Source organism: Bifidobacterium sp. ESL0728 (assembly GCF_029392015.1).
GTDB lineage: Bacteria > Actinomycetota > Actinomycetes > Actinomycetales > Bifidobacteriaceae > Bifidobacterium.
In genome coordinates this window covers 1,779,881-1,803,196 of sequence record NZ_CP113925.1, presented here as the reverse complement: position 1 = coordinate 1,803,196, position 23,316 = coordinate 1,779,881, and the positions used below count along the sequence as shown (strand labels likewise).

Below are 23,316 nucleotides of genomic sequence, written 5' to 3'. Positions count from 1 at the left end.
AAATTAACTAAAGCGTTTTAGTCCTCTCGTTCTTGTAAAAAGGAAGCACAAACAGGCAGCGATGCTAGATGCTGCCGAGTCGTTGGAACGAGTTGAGGATTGGACGAAGATGTTTCTGAAACCACAGCAGCAATTAGATCGATGCGCACGGGTTATGCGTCAACGTGTTCTGCCACATACTCATCCCGTTCTTGAGTCTTGCGGCGTGCGCGCTTTCGATATCCCCGGCGAACCGATGCCTTCAGGGGAGTTCTTCGCAAAAGTTGAAGCCGGCGCCATCGATTTCAAGCCTTTCAAGATGGGTTCTCCTTGGGGCACGACGTGGGGAACGGTCTGGTTCGAGCTGACCGGACATGTGCCGATGCGAGATGGTCATGTCGATGAAGGAGCTGATGGTTTGGACGGACGCCCCGTCGAGCTCATGCTTGACTTGGGCTGGTACGATCATTCGCCCGGCGGCCATATCGAAGGCATGGTTTACGGCCCCGACGGCACCGTGGTCAAGGCTGTGCACCCCAAGAACTTCTGGGTGCGGCTTGTCGAGGCTGATGGTACGGCGAATATTCCTTTGGCCGACGACGGTTCGTTCACGCTGTATCTGGAGGCGGCCTGCAATCCGCTTCTGCTCGGGGTTCCGCCGTTCGTCGAGACGAATCTGGGGGAGAAGGCCACCGGCAAACCCGAAGAACAGTATGTGTTCCGCAGTGCCGATGTCTGCACCTTCGACCGGCAGATGGAGGATTACTGGCTCGACCTCGACGTGGTGAGCATGTTGATGGGGCAGGCTGACAAGGATTCACCGCGTTACTGGCAGCTTGCCAAGGCACTGCAGCGCTCGCTCAACGTCTACGACGAGCAGGTGGCCGGGTCCGTGGTTCCGGCACGCCAGGCGCTTCAAGGTGTGCTGGGCAAACGGGCCAATGCCTCGGCGATGGATGTAAGCGCCGTGGGTCATGCCCATATCGATTCCGCCTGGCTCTGGCCGGCGCGTGAGACCAGACGCAAGGTGGCGCGCACCGTCAGCAACACGTTGGCCTTGATGAACGAGGAACCCGACTATATCTATGCGATGAGTTCCGCACAGCAATACGCCTGGCTTGAAGAGGACCATCCCGATCTGTTCGAACAGGTCAAGGCGCGCGTGGCACAAGGCCGGTTCGTTCCGGTCGGCGGCATGTGGGTGGAAGCCGACGGCATGGTGCCCACCGGCGAATCGCTGATCCGTCAGATTTCCTATGGCCAGCGCTATTTCGGCTCCCGTTTCGGTGTCCATCCTGACGGCGTATGGCTGCCGGACAGCTTCGGCTACAACGGCTCCTGGCCGCAGATCGCACGACGCGCGGGCTACAAATGGTTCCTGACCCAGAAGATCTCCTGGAGCGACACCACCAAGTTCCCGCACCACAGCTTCATGTGGGAGGGCATCGATGGTACTCGCATCTTCACGCATTTCCCGCCTTCCGACACCTATGCGGCCTGGACCACGGTCGAAGAGCTTGTCCACGCCGAAAAGAACTTCCAGGACAAGGATTTTGCAGACAAGTCGATTCTGCTCTATGGCTGGGGCGACGGCGGCGGCGGACCGACCCGCGAAATGCTCGGGCACCTGCACCGCTATGAGGATTTGGAAGGGGTTTCGCGTGTCACGCTCGAAGCGCCGGACACTTTCTTCGAGGCCGCGCACACCCAGCTGGAAGAGAACGCCGGGTCTGAGATGCCGGTATGGCATGGGGAGCTTTATCTGGAGTTGCACCGCGCCACGCTGACCAGCCAGCAGGATATGAAGCGTTACTGCCGGCAGGAGGAATCCCTGCTGCGCGTTACGGAATATCTCTGTGCTGCGGCGACGTTGGAGGCTGCCTCGACCGGTTACGTCTATCCGCAGAAGGAGCTGGACTCGATCTGGAAGACGCTGCTCCTGAACCAGTTCCACGACATTCTTCCCGGTTCCGGCATCGCTTGGGTGCACCGCGAGGCACGCGAACAATACAAGCGTGATATGCTGCGATTGAAGGATTTGATTTCCAAGGCGGCAGAAGCTTTAAAGACCGCTCGACCGGAATTGCCGGTAGTCAAGGAAGCTACTATAACGCAATACGAATCGGACGGGAGTTCATGGCAGGTTCGTCCTTCAATCGATGACGACGAGCAGGCCGGCCGTGAGGGCATACAGCCGGTTACGTTGCAGCAAAAGGAAGATGGCAGTGTCGTTTTGGACAATGGTCTGTTGAAGGTTCGTGTCGAACCCGATGGATCGGTGTCTTCTCTGATTGATATAAAGTCCAAACGTGAATTGGTGCCTCGTGGTACCAGCATGGGGGCCTATGAGCTGTTGAAGGACGAGCCTTCCGTCTATGACGCCTGGGAGATTGAGCGCGACGCACTGCTCTGTGCCAATCGCATTGAAGGCGGAAGTATTACAAATGTGATGGTTGATGGTCACGGCGCAGTCAAGGTACAGGTAAGGCTTGAGTTTTCACATAGTGTCATTGACACAGATATCGTCTTGAAGCCGCGTGCCGCTCGACTCGACTTTCACGCCAACGTCGATTGGCATGAGCGTGAACGATTCCTCAAAGTCGATATGCCGGTGGCTCTTGCCGTGCCCAACGCCCAGTATGAATGCCAGTATGGCTGGGTCGAACGTCCGGTGATCAAGAACGATGCCAGTGACGAGGCCAAATACGAAAGCTGCACCCACCGTTACGTGCGTCTGCACGAAGGTGATTACGGTGTCGCCGTTGTCAACGCTTCCACTTACGGGTGCGATGCCTCACCAATTCACGGAAACCCTGCGCAAAACACGGCAAGTGGCACCATGCTGAGGCTTTCACTCTTGGAATCCCCGGTATTCCCCGATCCTCATGAGGATATGGGGAAGCACGAATTCGATTGGGCCGTTCTTGCCGACGCCACTATGGCTCGGACGCTGGAAGTTGCGGCCTCAATCAATGCGCCGAAATTGCAGAATATGCCTGCCATTGATCCGCTGGTCAGTCTTGGTAATGTCAAAGGCACCCCGGTCATCGATTGGGTCAAGCTGGCCGATGACGGTTCCGGTGACCTGATTGTCAGGCTTTATGAGGCTTCCGGCGCGTCCGCTAGTGCAACGCTTCATGTCGCGGCACCCTTGGCAGATGCGACGGTATGTGAAACCGACGTCCTTGAAACCAACGACGTTGCTGACGATTTGTCGGTGTGCCTTTCCGGCGAGCATCCTGCGCAGGGTGCGGCGATCAGTCTCAACCCCTTCGAGATGGCGACGTTGCGTTTCCGTAGACAAGGATAATCGATCATTTCCTCAAGATTAACTTGACAGATTCGTAATTTTCCATCTCATTCTTCAAACCGGCATCTCCTTTTCATAGTTGATGCCATACAAATCCAAGAAAGGACCATCCATGTTCCTTGTTCCCGACCAGGAGCTTTCTCGCTGCGACCGTGTGCTCCAGCAGCGTCTTGACCCCCATATTCATTCCGTTCTTTGTCATTGCACATTGCGAAGTGCCGCCAATCCCGGCGAGCCCGAGCCGTACCGGCAATTTCTCGACCGTGCCCGCAACGGTGAAGTTGATTTCGAGCCTTTTGCGGTTCCGGGGCTTTGGGGGACGACGTGGGGAACGACGTGGTTCGAGGTGAAAGGGCATATCGATCTCGCCGCCGTTCAAGGCCGGAAAGTCGAGTTGGTCGCCGATTTGGGATGGCTCAGCAATCGCGGGCCAGGCTTCCAATCCGAAGGTCTTGCCTATACCGCCGACGGCAGGGCCATCAAGGCCGTCAACCCGCGCAACAGCTGGGTTCCGTTGGTCGATGCCGACGGTACGCGGCATGTCGATATCGATGGGAATGGTGATTTTGTCGTTTATATCGAGGCCGCGGCGAATCCGTTTGTGGAAGGACCGACGCCCTATTCGCCTACGTCGCTTGGTGAGGGGCCGACCGGCAAGCCTGACGAACCGTATACCCTACGTCGTATGGATGTCTGTGTGCTCAACGCAGACCTATATGCCTACCATATGGATCTTGAAGTCGTCTCGTCGCTGATTCGTGAGCTGAGCGATGATGACCCGCGCTACTGGCAGCTTTCCAAGGCACTTCAGCGCTCGCTCAATGTCTACGACGAACGTGACATAGAAGGCACCGTGGCCCCCGCACGTGCCGAATTGGGAACAGTTCTTTCCAAGCACGCCACGCCTTCCAGCGTCAAGCACACCGCCGTCGCCCATGCCCACATCGATTCCGCCTGGCTCTGGCCGGTGCGTGAGACCAAGCGCAAGGTGGCCCGCACGGTCTCCAACGTGCTGGCGATGATGGACGAGGATCCCGATTTCATCTATGCGATGAGTTCGGCGCAGCAATACGCGTGGCTTGAGGACGAGCATCCTGACCTCTTCAAACGCATGCAGTCACGCATTGCAGAAGGCCGGTTCATTCCGGTCGGCGGCATGTGGGTCGAATCCGACGGCATGGTGCCCGCCGGAGAATCACTGATCCGCCAGATCACCTTCGGCCAACGTTATTTCAAGGACCATCTTGGGGCCAAGGCCGATGGTGTATGGCTGCCCGACAGCTTCGGCTACACCGGTTCCTGGCCGCAGATCGCGCGCCGAGCCGGTTTTGAATGGTTCCTGACCCAGAAGATCTCGTGGAACGACACCACGAAATTTCCCCATCATTCCTTCATCTGGCAGGGCATCGACGGCACGGGAATTCTTACGCATTTCCCGCCCTCAGACACCTACGATTCGCCGGTCGAGGTCAAGGATGTCATCTATTCGCAGAAGAACTATCTCGACAAGGACCTTTCCGACCACGCCATCATGCTCTACGGTTTCGGCGACGGCGGCGGTGGCCCCACCCGCGAGATGAACAGCCGTATCCGGCGTATGCGCGATCTCGAAGGCGTGCCGCAGATCGATTTTGGCACTCCGGATGACTTGTACGGCAAGGTGCGCCACGATATCGTCGACAACGCCCGGGGTGAGACACCGATCTATCGCGGTGAGCTTTATCTGGAGCTGCACCGCGCCACACTGACCGCCCAGCAGGATATGAAGCGCGGCTGCAGGCAGGAGGAATCGATGCTGCGTGTGGCCGAATACCTGTGCGCTGCGGCGAGCCTGAAGAACCCAGGCTATGTCTATCCGCGTGAACAGCTCGAGACCATCTGGAAGACGCTGCTCTTGAACCAGTTCCACGACATTCTGCCTGGTTCTGCGCTTGCTTGGGCGGAACGTGAGGCCCGCGAGGAATACCAACGCGATATCCGTGCGCTCTATAGCATCGCCGACCAAGCCGCGGTAGCCATTCACAAGGCATGCCCGCAATCGCCGGTAGTACGCGATGCGGTGGTGTTGCCGGTGGCTACCAGTTCCGATGGCTTTGATGATTCCATGAGGACTTCTGTTGTCGGCAATGACAATAAGACAGTGGATGATGCCTCTGATACGTCTTGGCAGGTGCAGCCGGCTCGCCCTGCTGCGGTTGCCGAAAATGTCTGGCTTGACCGTAAAGGGCTTACTGTTTCGCGGTTCGATTCGGATGCGCCGCTTACCGTGCCGGATGTTCAACTGCACAGCGAGATGAAGGCAGAACGTAACGACGATGGAACCGCAGCGCTTTCCAACGGCTTGCTCACGGTCAAGGTGGAGGCCGACGGCACCGTTTCGTCGTTGTTCGATGAGGAGGAAAAGCGTGAGTTGGTGCCTACCGGAACCCGTCTGGGGCGATACGAACTGTTGCGCGACGAGCCGTATCAGTGGGATGCCTGGGACATTCATCGCGACGCATTCCTCATGGCAAACGGCTTGGATACCTCTGTGCTTGCCAATGTAGAGAAGCGCAATGACGGCGCTGCAGTGGCAACGGTCAAAGCCCACGCCGCTGGCGTCGATATCGAAACCAGAATCATTCTTCACCCCGGTTCCCGTTCCCTCGATTTCGAATCCGGCGTCGATTGGCATACGCAGGAGCATTTCCTCAAGGTCGATCTGCCGCTGGCTGTGGACGCGGGCAACGCCCAGTATGAGGCACAATACGGCATGGTGGAACGCCCGATTCAGAAAAACTCGCGTGGTGACGAGGCGAAATTCGAAAGCTGCACCCATCGTTTCGTTCGTCTTGCCGAGGCCGGTTATGCCGCCGCTGTGGTCAATGCGACGACTTACGGCTCGGATGTAAGCCCCATCGGCAATGTCATAGGTTGTAATACCGTACAGGATGTCGAGGGAGTCACAGCGCCGTCGGCAGGCACGATGATTCGCCTTTCCCTGCTTTCCGCGCCCCTTTATCCCGATCCCCACACCGACCAGGGCCATCACGAATTCGCGTGGTCGGTGGTGATGGATGCCTCTGTCGATCGTGTTCTGGCCGAAGCCTCGCGTCTCAATGCTCCGGCATTCGCCGCAATACCCGCCTTCGATCCATTGGCGACAGTCAAGGCCGACAAGGGCGATATCGTTTTGGATTGGGTGAAGACGGCCGACGACGGTTCGCAGGATCTCATCCTGAGGCTTTACGAACCGGCCGGGGGACAGGCGCAAGGTACTCTGCGTGTCTGTGATGAGCTTGCCAAGTCCAATGTTCGAGAAGTCAGCGAACTGGAAGACGACGAATCCTTGCCAGCGGATTTGCCGAAAGTGATCGATGGTTCCCAACCTGCGCAAGGTGCGCGTCTTTCGTTCCGCCCGTTCGAGCAGGCTACATTGCGTATCAGCAGGTGATGGATCAGCGGAGGCTGTCAAGGCATAAATCGGGGCATCAAAATTCCGAATTGATGTCCCGATTACGCTGAAAACAAAAGCGCTTTAGATGTGAAAATATTGATTTTCCAACGCGACACGGCCAAATCCGGGATGAAATTGACAAATGCTGATACTGATAATTATAATTGTTACTAAAGCGTTTTAGTTATATTGATTGAACGCTTGGTTCTTTCCAAAGTTGGAGAGAGCGAAAAGAAAGGAAAAGCAGATGATTTCTCTGAAGAAGACCATCGCCATCACCGCTGCCGCAGCCACGCTGTTCTCCGTTGCAGCCTGTGGCGGACAATCCAATAGCAAGGATGCGAACGGAAAGACCGAAGTCTCTTTCCAGACATGGAACCTTAAAAACGACAAATACACCCCGTATTTCAAGTCGTTGATTGCCGCTTACGAAAAAGCCAATCCTGATGTCACGATCAAGTGGATCGACCAGCCCTCGGACAACTATGAGCAGAAGCTTTCCGCGGATGCCGCGGCAAATTCGTTGCCGGACATCATCGATGCAGGCCCTTCGCTGATGTACGGACTGGCGAAGGCCGGTGCCCTGCTCAATATCAGCAAGGAAGACCCCGGCGCTCAGAAGAACTTCTATCCCGGCGCTTGGGATGCCGTCACCTTCAAGGGCAATGGTGTCAAGGAAGGTGCCTACGGCTATCCTTGGTATGTCAATGACGGTCCTATGTATTACAATACTCAGCTTATGCAGCAGTGTGGCCTCGATCCGAACAAGCTGCCGGTGACCTGGGACGACTACTTCACCGACGCCAACACCATGGTCAAGAGCGGCTGTGGTGCCTACATGTCCACCATGCTCGGCGGTGCGGTTGACGATTATGCGTCCCACGGCGTCAAGATCATGAACGCGGACCACACCAAGTACACCTTCAACACCGACAAGGCCGTTGAACATTTGCAGAAGTTCGTCGATCTTTACAAGAACAAGGGCATTCCGTCCGAAGCGCTCAGCGCACAGTGGTCGCAGCAGGGCGAGTTCTTCCAGAAGGGCTCCATCATCGCCATGGGCGGCAGCGCCTACCAGGTGGCCGACTTCCAGCAGAACTCCCCGGATCTGGTCAAGCATCTTGCCGTCGGACCCAAGATCACCGACGAAGGCCGTTCCGCCACGGTCTCCTATGAGATGCTGGCCGTCAGCTCCCAGACCAAGCACAAGGAAGCTGCCATGAAGTTCGCCCAGTACGTCACCAACAAGAAGAACCAGCTTGAGTTCGCGAAGAAGTCCAGCACGTTCCCGTCCAGCAAGGGTGGTCTTGAAGATCCTTACTACACCAAGCTTGATACCAGCACGCTGCAGGGCAAGGCTCTGGCCATCACGTTGAAGGAAGTCAAGGATGGCTATTCCTGCCGTCCTGCCGAGTTCACCGATGCCAACGGCAAGGTCTATCTCCAGCAGCAGGCTGCCCTTGCTCTGCAAGGCAAGCAGACCGCCAAGCAGGCGCTCGACAAGTCCGTGGACTTCGCCAACTCCAAGCTCAAGAAGTAGTAAAGAGACGGTATAGCTCATGTCCAAAAGCACCAGATTCGGGTCGAAGGCTTTGTCCTCCGACCCGGCTGGGGCTCAGAAAGCGGCTCCCAGAAAGCGTCAGCAATCAGTGTTGACGACTTTGGCACCATATCTTTTTGTGTTCCCGGCCTTTCTCATAGTCTTCGTTTTTGTCATCGTCGCGGCTCTCAACACATTCAGACTGGCGTTCACTGATTCGACCTTGCTGGTTCCCGGCAAGTTCATCGGCTGGCAGAACTTCATCGACATCTTCCACGATGAATATTTCTGGACCGCGTTGCTCAATTCCACGCTCTACGTTATCTGCGTGGTTCCGTTCATGATTATTCTGCCGCTGATACTGGCGAACCTTGTCCGCGGCAATTCCAAGATCATGGGCTTCTTCCGCACCTCCTACTACATGCCTGTAGTCATGAGCGCGGTGGTCGTCGGCATGATCTGGACCAATCTTCTCGATTCCAAAGGCCTCGTCAATTCGTTGCTGGAGACCTTCCATCTGATCAAGACCCCGATCCCGTTCCTGACGGACCGTTGGCTGATCCTGTTCTCCTCGATGTTCGTCACGATCTGGCTGGGCCTCGGCTACTACATGGTCATCTACATGACGGCGCTCGCCAATATCGATGATTCGCTGTACGAAGCGGCTTCGCTCGATGGGGCGGGTCCGGTACGCCAGTTCGTTTCCATCACGATGCCGGGAGTGCGCTCCACCATCGTGTTGATCATGATGCTTTCCACCATCGCCGCGTTCCGCGTGTTCAACGAAATCTACGTGTTGACCAACGGTACGGCAGGCCCGGGCGGGCAGGACATCACCATGTCGATGCTCATTCAGCAGGAAGGCACGGGCATACAGGCGCATACCGGTTATGCCAGCGCGTTGTCGCTGATCGTGCTGGTTGTCGTAGGCTTCATGCTCGTCATCCAGCAGATCATTCAGAAGAGGGGTCAGGACTGATGAAAAGCAACCATAAGAAAGTAACGGTCGGCAAAGTCGTCCAATACGGGATCCTGATCCTGGTTTTCATCCTTCTGGTCGGTCCCTTTATCTGGGAGCTTTCCCTTTCGCTCAAAGGCCCGGGAGACAACGTCTACGCCGTTCCGCCTTATATCATTCCCAAGACCCCGACGCTGCAGAACTACGTCCACGTCTTCCAGCAGGTGCCGGTTTTCCATTACATGTGGAACACCATCATCGTCGCAGCCCTTTCGATTGCCGGCAACGTCATCTTCTCGACCATGGCCGGCTATTCGCTGGGCAGGCTCAAGTGGCATGGCCGCAAACTGGTGTTCCTGATTTTCATGGGCACCATGGTCATCCCCGTCGAAGGCGTCATCATCTCTCAGTTCCTTATCATGCGGGCCATCAACCTGCAGAACACGTTGCTGGCGGTTGCGCTGCCGGGCATGTGCGGAGCCATCAATATTCTCCTGATGACCAACGCCTTCCAGGCCATTCCCAAGGAATTGGAAGAGGCCGCACAAGTCGACGGTGCCAATCTTTGGCAGCAGTTCATTCACGTCTGCGTCCCGCAGGTCAAGGGCACCATGACCGTCGTGGGCATCTTCGCCTTCGTCGGCGCATGGAACGACTTCCTCTGGCCATTGATCGTCATCTCCGATGAAAAGAACTACACCCTGACACTGGGGATGAACAGGCTTAAGGGCATGTTCGTCTCCGATCCGAGACTGATCGCTGCGGGTGCTCTGGTGTCGTTGATCCCGATTCTGATATTCTTCGCCTGCTTCCAGCGCTACTTCTTCCAAGGCTTGGAACAGGGCGGCATCAAGGAGTGAAGACGATGAGATTCGGTGTCAATTACACGCCCTCACACGGTTGGTTCCATTCCTGGCTTCACCCGGATTGGGATTCGACTAAGCGGGATTTGGATGCCATAGCTGAGTTGGGAATGGATCACGTGCGTCTGTTCCCGCTCTGGCCGGTATTGCAACCCAACCGTACGTGGATCAATCAGGACGGTATCGAAGACGTCCGGCACATGGCCTCTTTGGCCAGTGAACGCGGGCTCGATGTCTATTCGGACGTCCTTCAGGGGCATTTGTCGAGTTTCGATTTCGTGCCCTCGTGGCTGGTCTCGTGGCATGAAAACAGTATGTTTTCCGACCCGCAAGCTGTTGAGGCGCAAAGCGAGCTTGTTTCCGCGCTATACGATGCGTTGTCGACGGTCCCGCGGTTCAAGGGGCTCAATATAGGCAATGAATGCAACCAATTCGCCGACAGGATTCATCCCCGCCGGATGAACGCCACCAGCGAGGATGCGCAAGCTTGGCTGCATGCGCTGCTCGACCCGATTGAAAAGAAGGCACACGCCAACGGGCATGTGCTGCTGCACAGTGAAAATGATGCTGTCTGGTACGAGGATGGGCATCCCTTCGAGCCCCGGCAGGCTTCAGGCATCGGCGACATCACCGCCATCCATTCCTGGATTTTCAATGGCACTGCGCAGAAGTACGGTGCCATGAGCGAGACGGGGACCCGGCATGCCGAGTACCTGGCCGAACTTTCCAAGGCCTTTGCCGATGATCCGCACCATCCAGTCTGGCTGCAGGAGATCGGTGCACCCCAGAATGTCATCGACGTGCAAGACACACCGCGATTCTGCGCGAAGACCGTCGAACATGCGATGGATTGCACGGACCTGTATGGGGTGACCTGGTGGTGCTCCCATGATGTGACGAGCGCCATGTCGGATTTCCCTCCATTCGAGCATGATCTCGGTCTGTTCGATGAGAACGGGAAACTTAAGCCCATCGGGGAAGAATATGCCCGACTGGCTCGGCAGTATCACTCACGTCGGGAACCTCCGGTACGCTCGACGGCAGTCGTGGTGCAATGCAATGATGCCGGCAATCCGACGTTGCGTGCCGCGTGCGCTCCCGGTGGTTCCGTCTTCGAGAAGTGGATGTCTCTGAGTTCTCAAGGCAAGCGTCCGGCTTTGGTCACGTCGCAAACGGCAAACGATGCCGGCATGCTCGAGGAACTTGGCATCAACGAATGTGTGAAGGTTCCGATGACCGCAGGCGACGCCTATAGCGCGGTCTCGGACCCATCGCTGGAAGATGCTGTGGCTGCTCAATAGCCATTGCCGCTCAATAGCCATTATGGAAGGAGCTGATTGGGAGACTGGGGTTATTGGTTTTCTGTCAGCTCTTTTCTTATCGCTATATGTATCAAAAAGTGATTAATAATATTATTTTCGGTTGATTCGCAAGGTGGGGAACAATGGATTCGGCACAAGATTCGTGCGATATCGACGACCTGATGTCATCGATGACTCTCACACAAAAGGTCGGACAGCTCAACCAAAGGCTGTTCGGCTGGAAATGCCTGAAACGGGTCAATGGAAAGCTTACGGCCTCCGATTATCTCAAGGAAGAGATCGATCGCTGGGGAGGGCTTGGGCTTTTGTATGGGCTGTTCCGTGCCGATCCTTGGTCTCAGATGGATTGGGGCAACGGCATTCGTCCCGAAGAGCGCATGGAGGCATCCGCGCTCGTTCAGCAGACGGTCGTCGAGCGCGGGGCGCATGGTATCGGAGTATTGCTGAGCGAAGAGGCTCCTCACGGGCATCAGGCCCTCGGCGGAACCATCTTGCCAGTCAATCTTGCTCTGGGAGCGACGTTCGACCCCGAACTGGTTGAGCAGGCTCAGCGCAGTGTCGGCAGTGAGCTTTATGAGAGCGGTGTACATATTGCGTTGGTTTCGGGGCTTGATATCGCCCGTGACCCGCGGTGGGGAAGGTGCGAGGAATGTTTCGGCGAGGATCCGTGTCTTGCCGTGCGGATGTGCGAAGCAACCGTCAAGGGGATGCAAGGGGAAGGCAGGTCATTGGTGGGCCATGGCGGTGTCGCAGTGGTCATGAAGCATCTCGCGGCCCAAGGTGAGGCCATCGGCGGGCGCAACGGCCAGTCTGCAATCATCGGTTCCAATGACCTGTGTGAGATTCATCTGCCACCCGTGGTCGCGTCTGTGAAGGCCGGAGCCTATGGATTCATGGCAGCGTATAACGACATCGACGGCGTGCCATGCTGTGCCAACCCGAAACTACTGAAAACATATCTTCGCGACGAACTGGGCTTCGACGGCATTGTGATGGCCGATGGCCTTGCCGTCGACCGGCTGTCTGCCATGACGGGATCAAATCAGGCAGCTGGGTTGGCCGCCTTGCTCGGTGGGGTGGACGTCTCGCTTTGGGATGAGGGTTTCGCCTCGCTTGACACCAGTGTGGCCGAAATTCGTTCAGTGGACGAAACTTCCGGTCTTGAGCCTTTAGGTCGGCATTACGATATCGATGCGATTGAGGCGGCAATCGATCGATCGGTGCGTAGGGTGCTGCTTTTGAAACAGCGGTTCTCGCTGTTGCCACACAGTGCTGAACAATCGAAGCCTGCCAATATCGATAAGCCAGAATCCCTGAATCTGACCTCAACCGAAAAGGGGTCGCAGCATCCTTCGCTTTGTCAAACCGCCGACAACACGAAATTGCGTCAGGCCCTCGCGCAAGGTGAACGCTGTTCCCGCGCATGCGCGCAGGCTTGCCTGGTCGAACTGAAGAATGATGGTCGCGCCGATTGGAGCGGCCTTGGACCGGGACCCATCGTGATCACGGGTGCGCTGGCCGACGATGCGGCTTGTTTTTATGGCGACTATACCGCGCCTTTGTCGCTGGAAAAGCGGACCACGCTCTATCGGCAGATGCATATGCTCTTACCTGACAGCGATGTGCGTCTATTGCCGATGGGCGAGAAAGACGACGCTTTGCTACGTGAAGCGGCATTGATCGTCAACGTCGCCGGCGGCACAAGCGAGCGGCTCTACAAAGAGGATTTTGCCGACAACGGTGCTGCGGGAGATGCGGGCGAGAGCCGAGCGACCGGAGGGGAGGGCGTGGATCTGGCTTCGATTCGCCTGCCTTGGCATCAGGATGAATGGCTGGAATATGTGCATGGCACCTCTTCGTCACCCGTGGTCTCGGTAGTCGTTTCAGGCAGACCGCAGGTGCTGACACAGCTCAACTCGTATTCCGACAAGGTGATTTGGGCGGGGTACGCCGGACCTTACGGTGCCGAAGCCGTGGCTTCCGCTATCCTCGGCAGAAACGTATGCACCGGTATGTTGTCGGTAACTTTGCCTTCCACAGATGGCGTGGAACCGGTGCATTACAACGACAGGCAGCCGGCATCCAACGTCTATAAGGATGCAAAGGCCCCTGTGCTCTATCCATTCGGATTCTCGGATATTTCACCCGTTAGGGCCGAGAAAATAGTGATTGAAAGTGCTCAGGTGCTGCGCGTGGTTTCCTGCGAAAACAATGCGATAGAGGTGCGTCGCAATGAGGACCTTGTCGGCAAAATAAGGATCTCCATGCAACTGGGAACGCCCTCGCCGTCACAATCGCAAAGTGAGTGGAAGGGCAGGGCAGTCAATCTGTTTATCCGTACCAGCGGAGGAAGTCTGATTCCCCGCCAACGCCGGCTTGTCGCCATTTTCAGCGCTCGTCAGCGCAGGGCTTCAGAAGATTCAGTTATATCTCGTGTTCTGCCCTATGAGGCGGTATTCGACGTCAAAGAAGGGAGCAGGGTGGAGCTGCTTGACGATATGCAAGCTCCTTACGGTGTCATAGCGCCGACAAATTTGTAGTTGTTTCCATGGTTGATGATGTTTCATTCGATGTTGCTGAAACGACACATGTTGATACCGCTTTGTGTTGGAAAACAAGAGCGTCGATTGTTGTCAAGAAAAGAGCAGTGATGAAGTCATATAAAGAGTTCATTGAGAAAAGTTGCGTTGGTAGCCGCAAGCTATTGCCTATGGCGGTGGCAGGAATTCAGCATCGCCCATAAATTATAATTTTGTAATAATAATGCACTGTATGTTAATTAATTATAATAATAATGGTCAATTAGTGAGATAACAAGAGGCAACTAAATCGGTTTTGCCGAGAGAGCCTAGTAGCCTGTAGAATCAGGTTGCAATTGCATGGCGTTTTCGTGCTGGGTAATGCCACTGAACAATTGTCGTCAAAGGCGAGAGGCAGATTACACGTGAGTTCGAAGAAACTTGGGTCGATGCATCAAAGTGGTGCAAATGCGTCCAAACGCGTAAGTCTCAAGGACGTGGCCGACGAACTGGGAATCTCTCAGACGGCTGTTTCTTTTGCCGTGAACGACAAACCCGGGGTGTCCGAGAAGACCAAGCGCAAGGTCAAGGCGGCAGCCGAACGCTTGGGCTGGAGTCCGGTCTATGCCGCGCAGGCATTGAGTTCGTCACGCACGATGACGGTAGGCTTCGTGCCATCGCGTTCCGGCGGCAATCTGCAGACCGAGTCGTTCATGCTGCATTTTATGGCCGGGCTTCATGATTCATTGAGCCGCAAGGGGTACGGCATCTTGTACAGGCCCGCGCAATCGTTGCAGGAAGAGCTTTCCATCTATCGTGATTGGAGCAAGCGCAAGCGCGTGGACGGTGTGGTGTTGGTCGATCTGCGCTCGCAAGATCCCCGGCCGGAGTTGCTTAACGAGCTTGATATTCCGGCGGTGCTTGCCGGCGGCCCTGATCCGGGCGATCTGGTTCCTTCGTTGTCGATTGACGATTCGGGGACGATGGACAAGATTCTTTGTCATCTGGTTGACGTCGGACGGACCCGAATCGCCTATTTTTCCGGTGACCGGGATCTCGATTACAGCAAGATGCGTGCGGCGGCGTTCAACGAGCTTTCCACCAAATACGCCTTGGAATTTTCTGCGGTGAGTTACACCAATTTTGATTCTGAGGCGGCCGCGGCCCAGACCTGTTCGATGATGAGCGGCAAGTTCGCGCCCAATGCGTTCATTTACGAGAACGAGACGATGGCTGCGGCAAGCCTGCGGGCTTTGGAACGCTTATCGCTTTGTGATGACGTTCCTGCCGGTCTGCAGAATGATGATGGCAGGACTTTCCCCGACAATCTGCCTGCCATCGTGAGTTTCGAAGACAGCTTCATCTGCACGGCCACGTATCCCTCGATCACCGCCGTACACCGCGATCCCGGCGAATACGGCAAACGCGTCGCCAAGTTGTTGATGAAACGTCTGGCGGGGGAGTCGGTATCGGGCAACCGCCGGATTCTTCAGCCGAAACTCGTCGTGCGCGAGAGCACGACGAATGGGAAAGGCGAGGTTGCGGCCGATAAATCCTGACGCTGTTGAGTGGCAGGATAACGGTGTTTTTATACCGCGTATTGAATGAGGCTTGAACAAAATCGGAGCAGGGCGTTGCCGGAATGTAAAAATCCGGCAACGCCCTGCTCCAATGTTCTGGTGATTATCGTGATTTCTGAATCGAATCCTGATTATTCAGCGTTTTTTACCGCTGTGGCAATGGAGACCGCCGGGTCGAGGAACGGGACCAGCGTGGACTGGAAGGCGTGGTAGACGTCCGACTTGCCCGGCCACACCGTGCCGATGACGCGGTTGTCCTGGTCGAGCTGATGGAACCAGCTGCCCTTTTCGTGGTCGATCAAGTGCTCGTCGACGTACTGGGCGAAGGTTGCGTACCAGTCGAGGTACTCTTCTTTGTCGGAGACCTTGTAAAGCGTCGAGGACGTGTTGAGAGCCTCGGCCAACGTCCAGTGCATGCGGTCGGTGACCACCGGGTTGCCGTTCCAGTCGACGGTGTAGGCCATGCCCACCGTGCCGTTGCGGTTCCAGCCGTCGGCGACCGCCTGGCGGAACAAGTGTTCGGCGGCGTCGATATAAGGCCGTGCGCCCGCGCGGTTGGCGAAGGAACTCAACGCCCACTGCGTGATGAGGCGGGCCCACTCGATGCCGTGGCCCGGGGTGGCGCCGTATGGCTTGAACTGGTCGTCCTTCTTGTCCGCGTTGTATTCGAGGTCGATCGACCAGTCCGGCCCGAAATGCTCCGGGATGCGCCAGTTATTGTTCCTTGCCCAGCCGACGACATGATCGATGATGCGGCCGGCGCGCACGCGGTACTTGTTGTCGCCGGTGGCGTCGGCGACGGCGAGGAACGCCTCGGTGGTGTGCATGTTGGCGTTGATGCCGCGGTAGTCGTCGAGTGTGGAGAATGTGGAATCCCAGGTGTCGACGGCCAGCCCCGCCTTATCGTCCCAGAAATACTCGTCATAGGTTTTGAGGATCTCGTCCAGCAATTCCTTCGCGCCCGGACGTCCGATAAGCAGGGCCGAGGATGCGGAGAGCATCACGAAAGCGTGCGGATAGCAGGTCTTGCCAGGTTCGGGGGTGCCGTCGGCCTGGATCGAAGGATACCAGCCGCCGTTCCTGTCGTCGTGCAGGATACCGGTGAGTCCCTTCAGGCCCGCATCCACGAGCTTTTCGGCGCCCGGATAGCCCAGCATCGCACCGATCGAGTAGACATGCGTCATCCGCCCCGTAATCCAAGTCTGGATGCCATGCGAGGGATCGATGTGGCCTTCGTCGTCAAGCCATCCCGAACCGCCCTGCGGCACGGCGAAGCCCTTGCCGAAGTTCAGCAGTTCGTAGGTCTCGTTTGCCATGAACGTGCGGTTGGCGAGCGTACCCAGCTCGTATTTCGGATTCGTCATTGTATTCCTTTCATTTGCGTTTCAGGCGCTTCGTCCGATCGGCGACGTAGCGGCCTGAAGCTGATAAAGATTGCCATCGAATTGCCGATAGGAACTTAACCGTTTTAGTTGTATCGTTACCAGTATAGATTCGAATTCCTGATCTGTCAGCAGACAGGTAATTTTTATTGTGTGTATACAGGATATGGTTTTTCATCGCAGCACGTTGATGTCGAAGTAATTCATGGTCAGTTCGCAGAACATCATGTTGGCCCAGCTGAACCAAGGCCTGGTGTATTTGCTCGGGTCATTGACGTCGAAGCCTTCGTGCATCAGATGTGTGCCGTCGGTTGTTGCGGCCAACGTGTCGAGCAGATGCTCCTTTTCGGCTTTGTCGTCGCAGGTGAGCCCTTGCACCGACAGGGCGATGGGCCAGACGCGGCCCGGATCGGTATGGGAGGAACCGATGCCGGCGGCGTAACGGCCGGAATAGTAATAGGGGTTTTCGTCACTCAACAGTGTCCGTCTGGTCGCCAGATAGGTTGGGTCGTCTGTAGCACAGAAACCGAGGTATGGCGCCGCCAGCAAATTCGGGATGTTGGCATCGTCCATCAGTGTGGCGTTCCCAAGGCCATCGGTTTCGTAGGCGTAGACGGTTTCGCCGTCACGGTTTTCGGTGATGCCGTGGGCGCGGATGCCTTCGTTGATTGCTCCTTGCAGAGCCTTCGCGCGTTTGACGATGTCGGGCCTGTTCAGTGCCTTGGGAAGTTTCGGATCACGGCCGTCGAAAAGACGCACCATATAGCCCAGAATGACGCAAACGAACATATTGGCCGGCACCAGATAGTGGTAGGTGCAGCTGTCGTCGCTGGGTCGGAAGCCGGACCATGTCATTCCGGTTGCGGCCACAGGCGTGCCCCTTCCATCGTGCGAAAGGGTATTGGTGGGAAGCGTCGTGTCGCGGATGAAGAAGTACGGTGATTGTTCGTGATACTGTTCGAGCGAAAAAACGTCAAGAATCAGGCCGGCCGCCTTGACGAAATCGTCGTTGAAATGCGCGGTGTAACCGGTGTTGCGGTAGAGCAACCACGCCAGTTGCACGGGGTAGCACAGTGAATCCAGTTCGTATTTGCGCTCCCAAAGCCATGGGCTTGTACGGTCGGTTTTGTCGCCTTTGTCCCAAGAAGCGCCGCTCGGTGTTTCGTTGAAGGCGTTGGCGTAAGGATCGATGGTGATGTAGAAGGACTGGCGTCTCGACAGGCCTCCGATCAGTTCGGCAAGTTCCGGGTCGTTTTTGGCGATCGGCAGGTACGGCCGCATTTGGGCCGTCGAGTCCCGTAGCCACATGGCAGGAATGTCGCCGGTCAACAGGAAGGTGCTGCCGTCGTTTTCGCGCCGAACGGTGGTGGTCAGCGTGTCGGTGAAGGTCATGTCGAAGGTCTGCGCCCAATCGGCGTGTGTCTCGCCGCAAAGCGAGCGGATATGCTGCATGAAATCTTTTACGGATTCGGGAACTGTGTATTTGTCTGCGGCGGTCATTGGCGTTTCCTGTTTCCTCTTGCAAGCGGTTTACGACAAGGCTGCGGGCAAATCCGAGCTTGACGTGTTGTTCATATCATCCTTAGATGTGCCGACATGTTCCGAAAGGGGAATCGGCATTTTGTATGCTTATTGTATGGTAAACATACAAATAATATCATAGTTAAGCTGTGCCGTTTTCCTTCATAGTTTTGTTGATATCATAGTAAAATATAAGGGGATTGGTTACGCTATACTCTGAAGAATACGTGATTTTAGAAATGAATAAGTAAGAGAGCCAAACAATTTATATATCACGCAGCCGTACACCATGAGCCGCAAAGTGGGGGAGTGTCTCTATGCGATATCAAACCGTCTCATCGTCTCAGCTGTCGGTGCTCGGCAGGCCGGTGGCGTTGGTGCCCTGGCCCAAGGGTGTGTCGGTGGTGCCGGGAGAGACCGTCTCGTTTTTCGATGGTACGGTTGTCGAAAGCGAAGCGCTCGGCGGGCAGTCCGGATTCCTTACGCGGCAACTGGTCGACGAATTGGGGAAGGCGACCGGAGGCACGTGGCAGGTAGCGCGCGGAGATTGGAAAGGTGAGGTAAGGCTTGATATCAGGCCGTCGCTGGGTGAGCAGGCTTCCCTTATCGATGTCGGCGACGGCTTGATCGTGATTGCCGGCGGTGACTTTGCGGGTCTGCGCTACGCCGTGCAGACGGTGCGTCAGCTGGTTCGCCAGTGCGGCACCGTACTGCCCGTCATCCATATCGAGGATTCGCCCAGTTTCAAGGTTCGCGGCTACTATCTCGACGTGACCCGAGGGCGCGTGCCCAGGTTGGCTTGGCTTAAACGTTGGGCTGACATGCTTGAAGAAGGCAAATACAATCAGCTGCAACTCTATATCGAACATTCCTTTGCTTTTCTCGGTTTGAGTGAGGCTTGGCGCGGCCTGGACCCGCTGACTCCCTCGGAAATCATGGAATTCGACCGGTATTGCCTCTCCCGTGGCATCGAGCTGGTGCCTTCAATTTCGACGTTCGGTCACCTTTATGCTGTGCTGCGCACCCAAGGTTTCCGTGATTTGGGGGAGTTCCCGGAAGATGCCGATCGGCCCTTCAGCTTCATCGAACGTCAGGAACACCATACGCTGAACGTCGCACTTGACAAGGCGTTCAAGCTTTCCTGCTCGCTGATCGACCGGTATATGCCGTTGTTTGCCTCGAAGAAATTCAATATCTGTGCCGACGAGACCTTCGATCTCGGGCGAGGCCGTTCGCGAGCTTTGATGGGCGATATTACGGAAAGTGAAATGTACTCGGATTATGTCAATAGGCTCAGCGCGCATATTGCTGGCAAGGGTCATGAGCCGATGATGTGGGCGGATATCGCTTTGCAACACCCGGACATGCTTTCTAGGCTTGATAAAACGACCACTTTGCTCAACTGGCAGTATTCGCCACAAGTCACCGATGAAACCATGCGAACGCTTGGCGATGCGGGCGTGCGGCAGTATGTCTGCCCTGCGGTGCACGGGTGGAATCAGATGCTGCCTTCTCTGCATGATGCCTGGGAGAATATCAGCAAAGTGGGCCGCTACGGCTTGCAATGCGGCGCAGACGGCTATCTGGTGACTGATTGGGGCGATTACGGGCATGTCAACGACCCGCGGCTGAGCGTGCCGGGCATGCTTTACGGAGCAGAATCCGGATGGAACGGAGGCGATGCCGGCTTTGATGAACTCAATTGGCGGGTTGAACGTCTGATTTTCGGCGATACGCAGCTCGCGGTGTTGGGCGCGTGGAATGAGAGCCGGCTTGCGGCCGACTTCACTTGGGCCGACGCCGTCGATTTCCTTGAGCTCGACTATGGCGACGGCACGCTGAACAAGGACGTGCAGCGCATATTCGACGACGTTGCCGACCCGAAGCGTCAGGCTGTGGCCGATGCGGGTGATCTCGCTGCCGCCCGCAAATGTTTCCTGATTACTCTTGAGGCTCGTCTGCTTCAGGTGCCGGGAAAGCAGCGTGCGCTCGACCGCGTGCAGAAGACGCTTGCGGCGGGTGGTATCAACGTTGCGGATCATCCTCTTGCGCGAGTTGTGCTGCGCATGGCGCAGGGGCAGGATCTTTTTGATGCCTGTGGCTGGTGGCTTGCGGTCGGTTGTGGGTTGCTTGACGACGATAAGCGCATGGAGCGCCCTGAAGCCTTGGCCGCCGACCTGGAACGTTGGTTCGAAGCCTATCTGTCACTATGGCGTGAAACCAGCAAGGAATCCGAGGTCAAGAGAATCGGCGGCGTGGTTTGGCGTTTGGCCGATTTGCTTCGTGCTGGTGCAGACCAGCAGTGAGGGTGGCATCGTTGTTGTCACGGCAGTTTTTGTCTCCTTTGATACGGTGATTAAGTAATATGTTATAAGTGTTGACATAAGGAGTAAAAAGTATCTTATGAGATTTTACTGTCGATAAAATAATATAAAAATACAAACAATATGGGTACTCCATACAATACAATGAAAAGTAAATATAGTTTACATAAAATTTGTTTTCATACGAAAGGCACGGTATGAGTCGGAAGTCTCTGAAATCGGATCCCTCGGATATCCGTGCTGTCAATATCCGTACGGCGTTCAGGCTCGTTACCGACGCCGAGACGATATCCCGTGCCGAGCTGGGGCGCCGCATGGGGCTTTCCAGAATGGCGATCAGCGATCTGACCGGTGAGATGATTGATAACCGTCTGCTGCGTGAGGTAGGACTTGACCATCGCTCCGGGCGTGGCAAGCGTTCGGTGATGCTTGCCGTTGACGCCGACGGCTGGTGCGTGGCTTCCGTCGATCTGACCCAGCGGTTTGTGCTGAGGGCGGTGTTGACCGATTTGCTTGGTCGCATCCTCGAACGTGTGGAAATCTCCTATGAAAGCTCCGGACGGCTCAGAATCGAAGATGTGGATGCCGTGTGCGCCAAGGTGCTTGGTCTCACCAATCGGCCGGTGTTGGGGTTGGGGGTTGCGGTACCCGGCGTTGTCAATGCCGAAGGCGTAGTGGTTCGTTCGGTCAATCTTGGATGGGCCGGTGTCGCTTTGAAAGCCCGCCTTGAAGGGAAGCTTCATCTGCCGGTTCTGGTCTGTAATGACGTCAATATGGGGCTTTTGGGGGAATGCGCTTTTGGCGACGGTTCTGCGGATTCGCTGTTCGTCCATATAGGACAGGGCGTGGGCGCGGCCGTGTGCGTTGACGGAAAGATCGTCGACGGCAGCGGATATTCGGCCGGTGAGATCGGGCACGTCGTGGTTGCCCCCGATGGTCCGCAGTGCGTCTGTGGCAAGCGGGGATGCCTGGAAATGATGGTGAGCGTCCCGAAACTCCGCGAACGCATCGAGGCTGAACCACAAGCACGGGAAACAATTCTCGCCAATGCGGGAACCATGCTGGGCGGCGCACTGGCCATGTCGGTGAGTCTTCTTGATTTGGCGGATGTCTCGGTGGCGGGTCCGGCCGATATCGTCGGAACGGCGTTTTTAGAGGCCATGCGTGAGGAGCTGAAGGGCAAAACCTTCGTTGACTATCATGGCCAGCCGTCGGTTCGTCGTTGTCAGCAAGGCGACGACCTCGTGTTGCGCGGCCAGGCCGAAGCGGTTATTCGCCGTCTGGTCGACAGTATCCATACACGTCACGAAAGCGTTCAAAGCGGGCTTGAAGGTGCAGGTTCCGGCGAAAAAGCAGTGCGCGAAACAAACAAAGCTGACGTAATGCAAAATATAGCTCAGAGCAATGGAGCTCAGCCAGTGAAGAAAAGGGGCGAAACGATATGACGAACGCTATTGAAGACAGTGCCATGAGGCCGGCGCATATGTCTTTTAATGATGCCAGTTCTCATAGTACCCAGGCTTTGCGTTGCCCGGGACGATATATCGGCGTCGATATCGGCGGCACGAAAATCGCAGGTGCATTGCTGGATTTCGACAAACAGGGCGGGTGCCGTGTGCTCGATACGGCACGCGTTCCGGCGCGACCGGGATGCCGAGAGGTTGTAGAGGATGTGAACCGAGTCGTCGGTTTGCTGTGTAGCGATGAATCGCGCAATCAGACGGAGTTGGATTCGTCGCATGAATCAGGACGGATCGATGATTCGGCGTTAATCGGTATCGGTCTGTGCATCCCCGGTCGGGTCTACCCGAAAACCGGCGTGGTGGAAAATGTGGCCAACCTCGGTATCCCGCGTCTTGCGCTGGCCGACGAAATCAGCGAAGCCAACGGTTTGCCGGCCCATCTCGAAAACGATGTCAACGCCGCTACGCTGGGGGCTTACGTCACGCTTGGCGATCGCAACGAAACGCAATCGGAAAGCCAATCGGCAAGTGACGTATTCGCGTTCCTCAATCTCGGAACCGGCCTCGCCGCAGGCGTTCTGCGCGACGGCGTGCTCGACAGCGGTTTCAGCGGAGTGGTCGGCGAAATCGGCCATATCCCTGTCGAACGGCACCGTTGGCTCTGCGGATGCGGTCAGAAAGGTTGCCTTGAAAGCGCTGCCGGAGGCAACGCCATCAAGCGCCAATGGCCGCAAGCCGACCCGCCGATGCCCGACATCATCGCCAAGGCAAATGATGCCGGAAATCCTCAGCATAAGGCAGCTTGCGAGGTTTTAGGCACCGTTATCGGGGCCATCGCCGATGCCATCGACGTCCTCGCGCTCGCCGTTGACTCTAGAATCATCATGATCGGCGGGGGAACGGCCAAAACGGGTGCTCCGCTGCTTGACGCGATACGCGCCGAGCTTCGCACCCGCGCCTCAGACAGTCCGTTCATCGCCTCGTTGCATCTGGACGGCCGGGTTGCCTTGGTGGACTCAAACAAGCCAATCGGCTGCATCGGTGCGGGTTATGCGATGGCCAGAACCGTCAACGGATAAAGCCGTCGACAGATAAAACAAAAGAAGACTTGGACATGTT

At 56.3% G+C, this 23,316-nt stretch carries 14 protein-coding genes; 12 read left to right on the top strand and 2 right to left on the bottom strand.

The genetic code is table 11. The features are described from left to right. The first annotated feature begins 109 nt into the window (after positions 1-109). The 9 genes from OZX67_RS06840 to OZX67_RS06800 all read left to right on the top strand — a co-directional run bounded on the left by OZX67_RS06840 (position 110) and on the right by OZX67_RS06800 (position 15,486). Positions 110-3,289 (top strand): alpha-mannosidase, encoded by a 3,180-nt coding sequence (locus tag OZX67_RS06840; protein ID WP_277141970.1) that lies wholly within the window; start codon positions 110-112, stop codon positions 3,287-3,289. A 112-nt stretch (positions 3,290-3,401) separates the two neighbouring features. Next, complete coding sequence (locus OZX67_RS06835) at positions 3,402-6,722, top strand: alpha-mannosidase (RefSeq protein WP_277141968.1); 3,321 nt, start codon at positions 3,402-3,404, stop codon at positions 6,720-6,722. A gap of 250 nt (positions 6,723-6,972) precedes the next feature. Further along, positions 6,973-8,265 (top strand): sugar ABC transporter substrate-binding protein, encoded by a 1,293-nt coding sequence (locus OZX67_RS06830; RefSeq protein ID WP_277141966.1) that lies wholly within the window; start codon positions 6,973-6,975, stop codon positions 8,263-8,265. A gap of 19 nt (positions 8,266-8,284) precedes the next feature. Beyond that, a complete protein-coding gene (locus OZX67_RS06825; RefSeq protein WP_277141963.1) occupies positions 8,285-9,244 on the top strand; it encodes a sugar ABC transporter permease in 960 nt (319 codons plus the stop codon). Beyond that, positions 9,244-10,083: a carbohydrate ABC transporter permease gene (locus OZX67_RS06820; RefSeq protein ID WP_277141961.1), complete on the top strand. Its 840-nt coding sequence runs from the start codon at positions 9,244-9,246 to the stop codon at positions 10,081-10,083. Before OZX67_RS06825 ends, OZX67_RS06820 begins: the two co-directional genes overlap by 1 nt. A gap of 5 nt (positions 10,084-10,088) precedes the next feature. Next, the gene (locus OZX67_RS06815) at positions 10,089-11,387 is read left to right on the top strand and encodes a glycosyl hydrolase (protein ID WP_277141959.1); all 1,299 of its coding nucleotides are present in this window, start codon (positions 10,089-10,091) and stop codon (positions 11,385-11,387) included. 143 nt (positions 11,388-11,530) lie between these two features. Next, positions 11,531-13,948, top strand: coding sequence for a glycoside hydrolase family 3 N-terminal domain-containing protein (locus OZX67_RS06810; protein ID WP_277141957.1), 2,418 nt, complete (start codon positions 11,531-11,533; stop codon positions 13,946-13,948). A gap of 8 nt (positions 13,949-13,956) precedes the next feature. After that, positions 13,957-14,151 (top strand): hypothetical protein, encoded by a 195-nt coding sequence (locus OZX67_RS06805; RefSeq protein ID WP_277141955.1) that lies wholly within the window; start codon positions 13,957-13,959, stop codon positions 14,149-14,151. Between the two features lie 225 nt (positions 14,152-14,376). Beyond that, positions 14,377-15,486, top strand: coding sequence for a LacI family DNA-binding transcriptional regulator (locus OZX67_RS06800; protein WP_277144997.1), 1,110 nt, complete (start codon positions 14,377-14,379; stop codon positions 15,484-15,486). A 152-nt stretch (positions 15,487-15,638) separates the two neighbouring features. Here OZX67_RS06800 and OZX67_RS06795 read toward each other — a convergent pair whose 3' ends face one another. Both OZX67_RS06795 and OZX67_RS06790 read right to left on the bottom strand, forming a co-directional pair. Further along, on the bottom strand, positions 15,639-16,871 hold the full coding sequence (locus OZX67_RS06795) for an AGE family epimerase/isomerase (protein ID WP_277141954.1): 1,233 nt from the start codon (positions 16,869-16,871) through the stop codon (positions 15,639-15,641). Between the two features lie 192 nt (positions 16,872-17,063). Continuing rightward, positions 17,064-18,389: a glycoside hydrolase family 125 protein gene (locus OZX67_RS06790; RefSeq protein ID WP_277141952.1), complete on the bottom strand. Its 1,326-nt coding sequence runs from the start codon at positions 18,387-18,389 to the stop codon at positions 17,064-17,066. Positions 18,390-18,727: 338 nt separating this feature from the next. Between OZX67_RS06790 and OZX67_RS06785 the strand changes: the two genes are divergently transcribed. The 3 genes from OZX67_RS06785 (at position 18,728) to OZX67_RS06775 (ending at position 23,276) form a co-directional block, all read left to right on the top strand. Further along, complete coding sequence (locus OZX67_RS06785; protein ID WP_277141950.1) at positions 18,728-20,716, top strand: family 20 glycosylhydrolase; 1,989 nt, start codon at positions 18,728-18,730, stop codon at positions 20,714-20,716. 215 nt (positions 20,717-20,931) lie between these two features. Beyond that, complete coding sequence (locus OZX67_RS06780) at positions 20,932-22,179, top strand: ROK family protein (protein WP_277141948.1); 1,248 nt, start codon at positions 20,932-20,934, stop codon at positions 22,177-22,179. Then, positions 22,176-23,276 carry an ROK family protein gene (locus OZX67_RS06775; protein ID WP_277141946.1) on the top strand — a complete coding sequence of 367 codons (1,101 nt, stop codon included), beginning with the start codon at positions 22,176-22,178 and terminating at the stop codon, positions 23,274-23,276. The genes OZX67_RS06780 and OZX67_RS06775 overlap by 4 nt, the downstream gene beginning before the upstream one ends. The last annotated feature ends 40 nt before the right edge of the window (positions 23,277-23,316 follow it).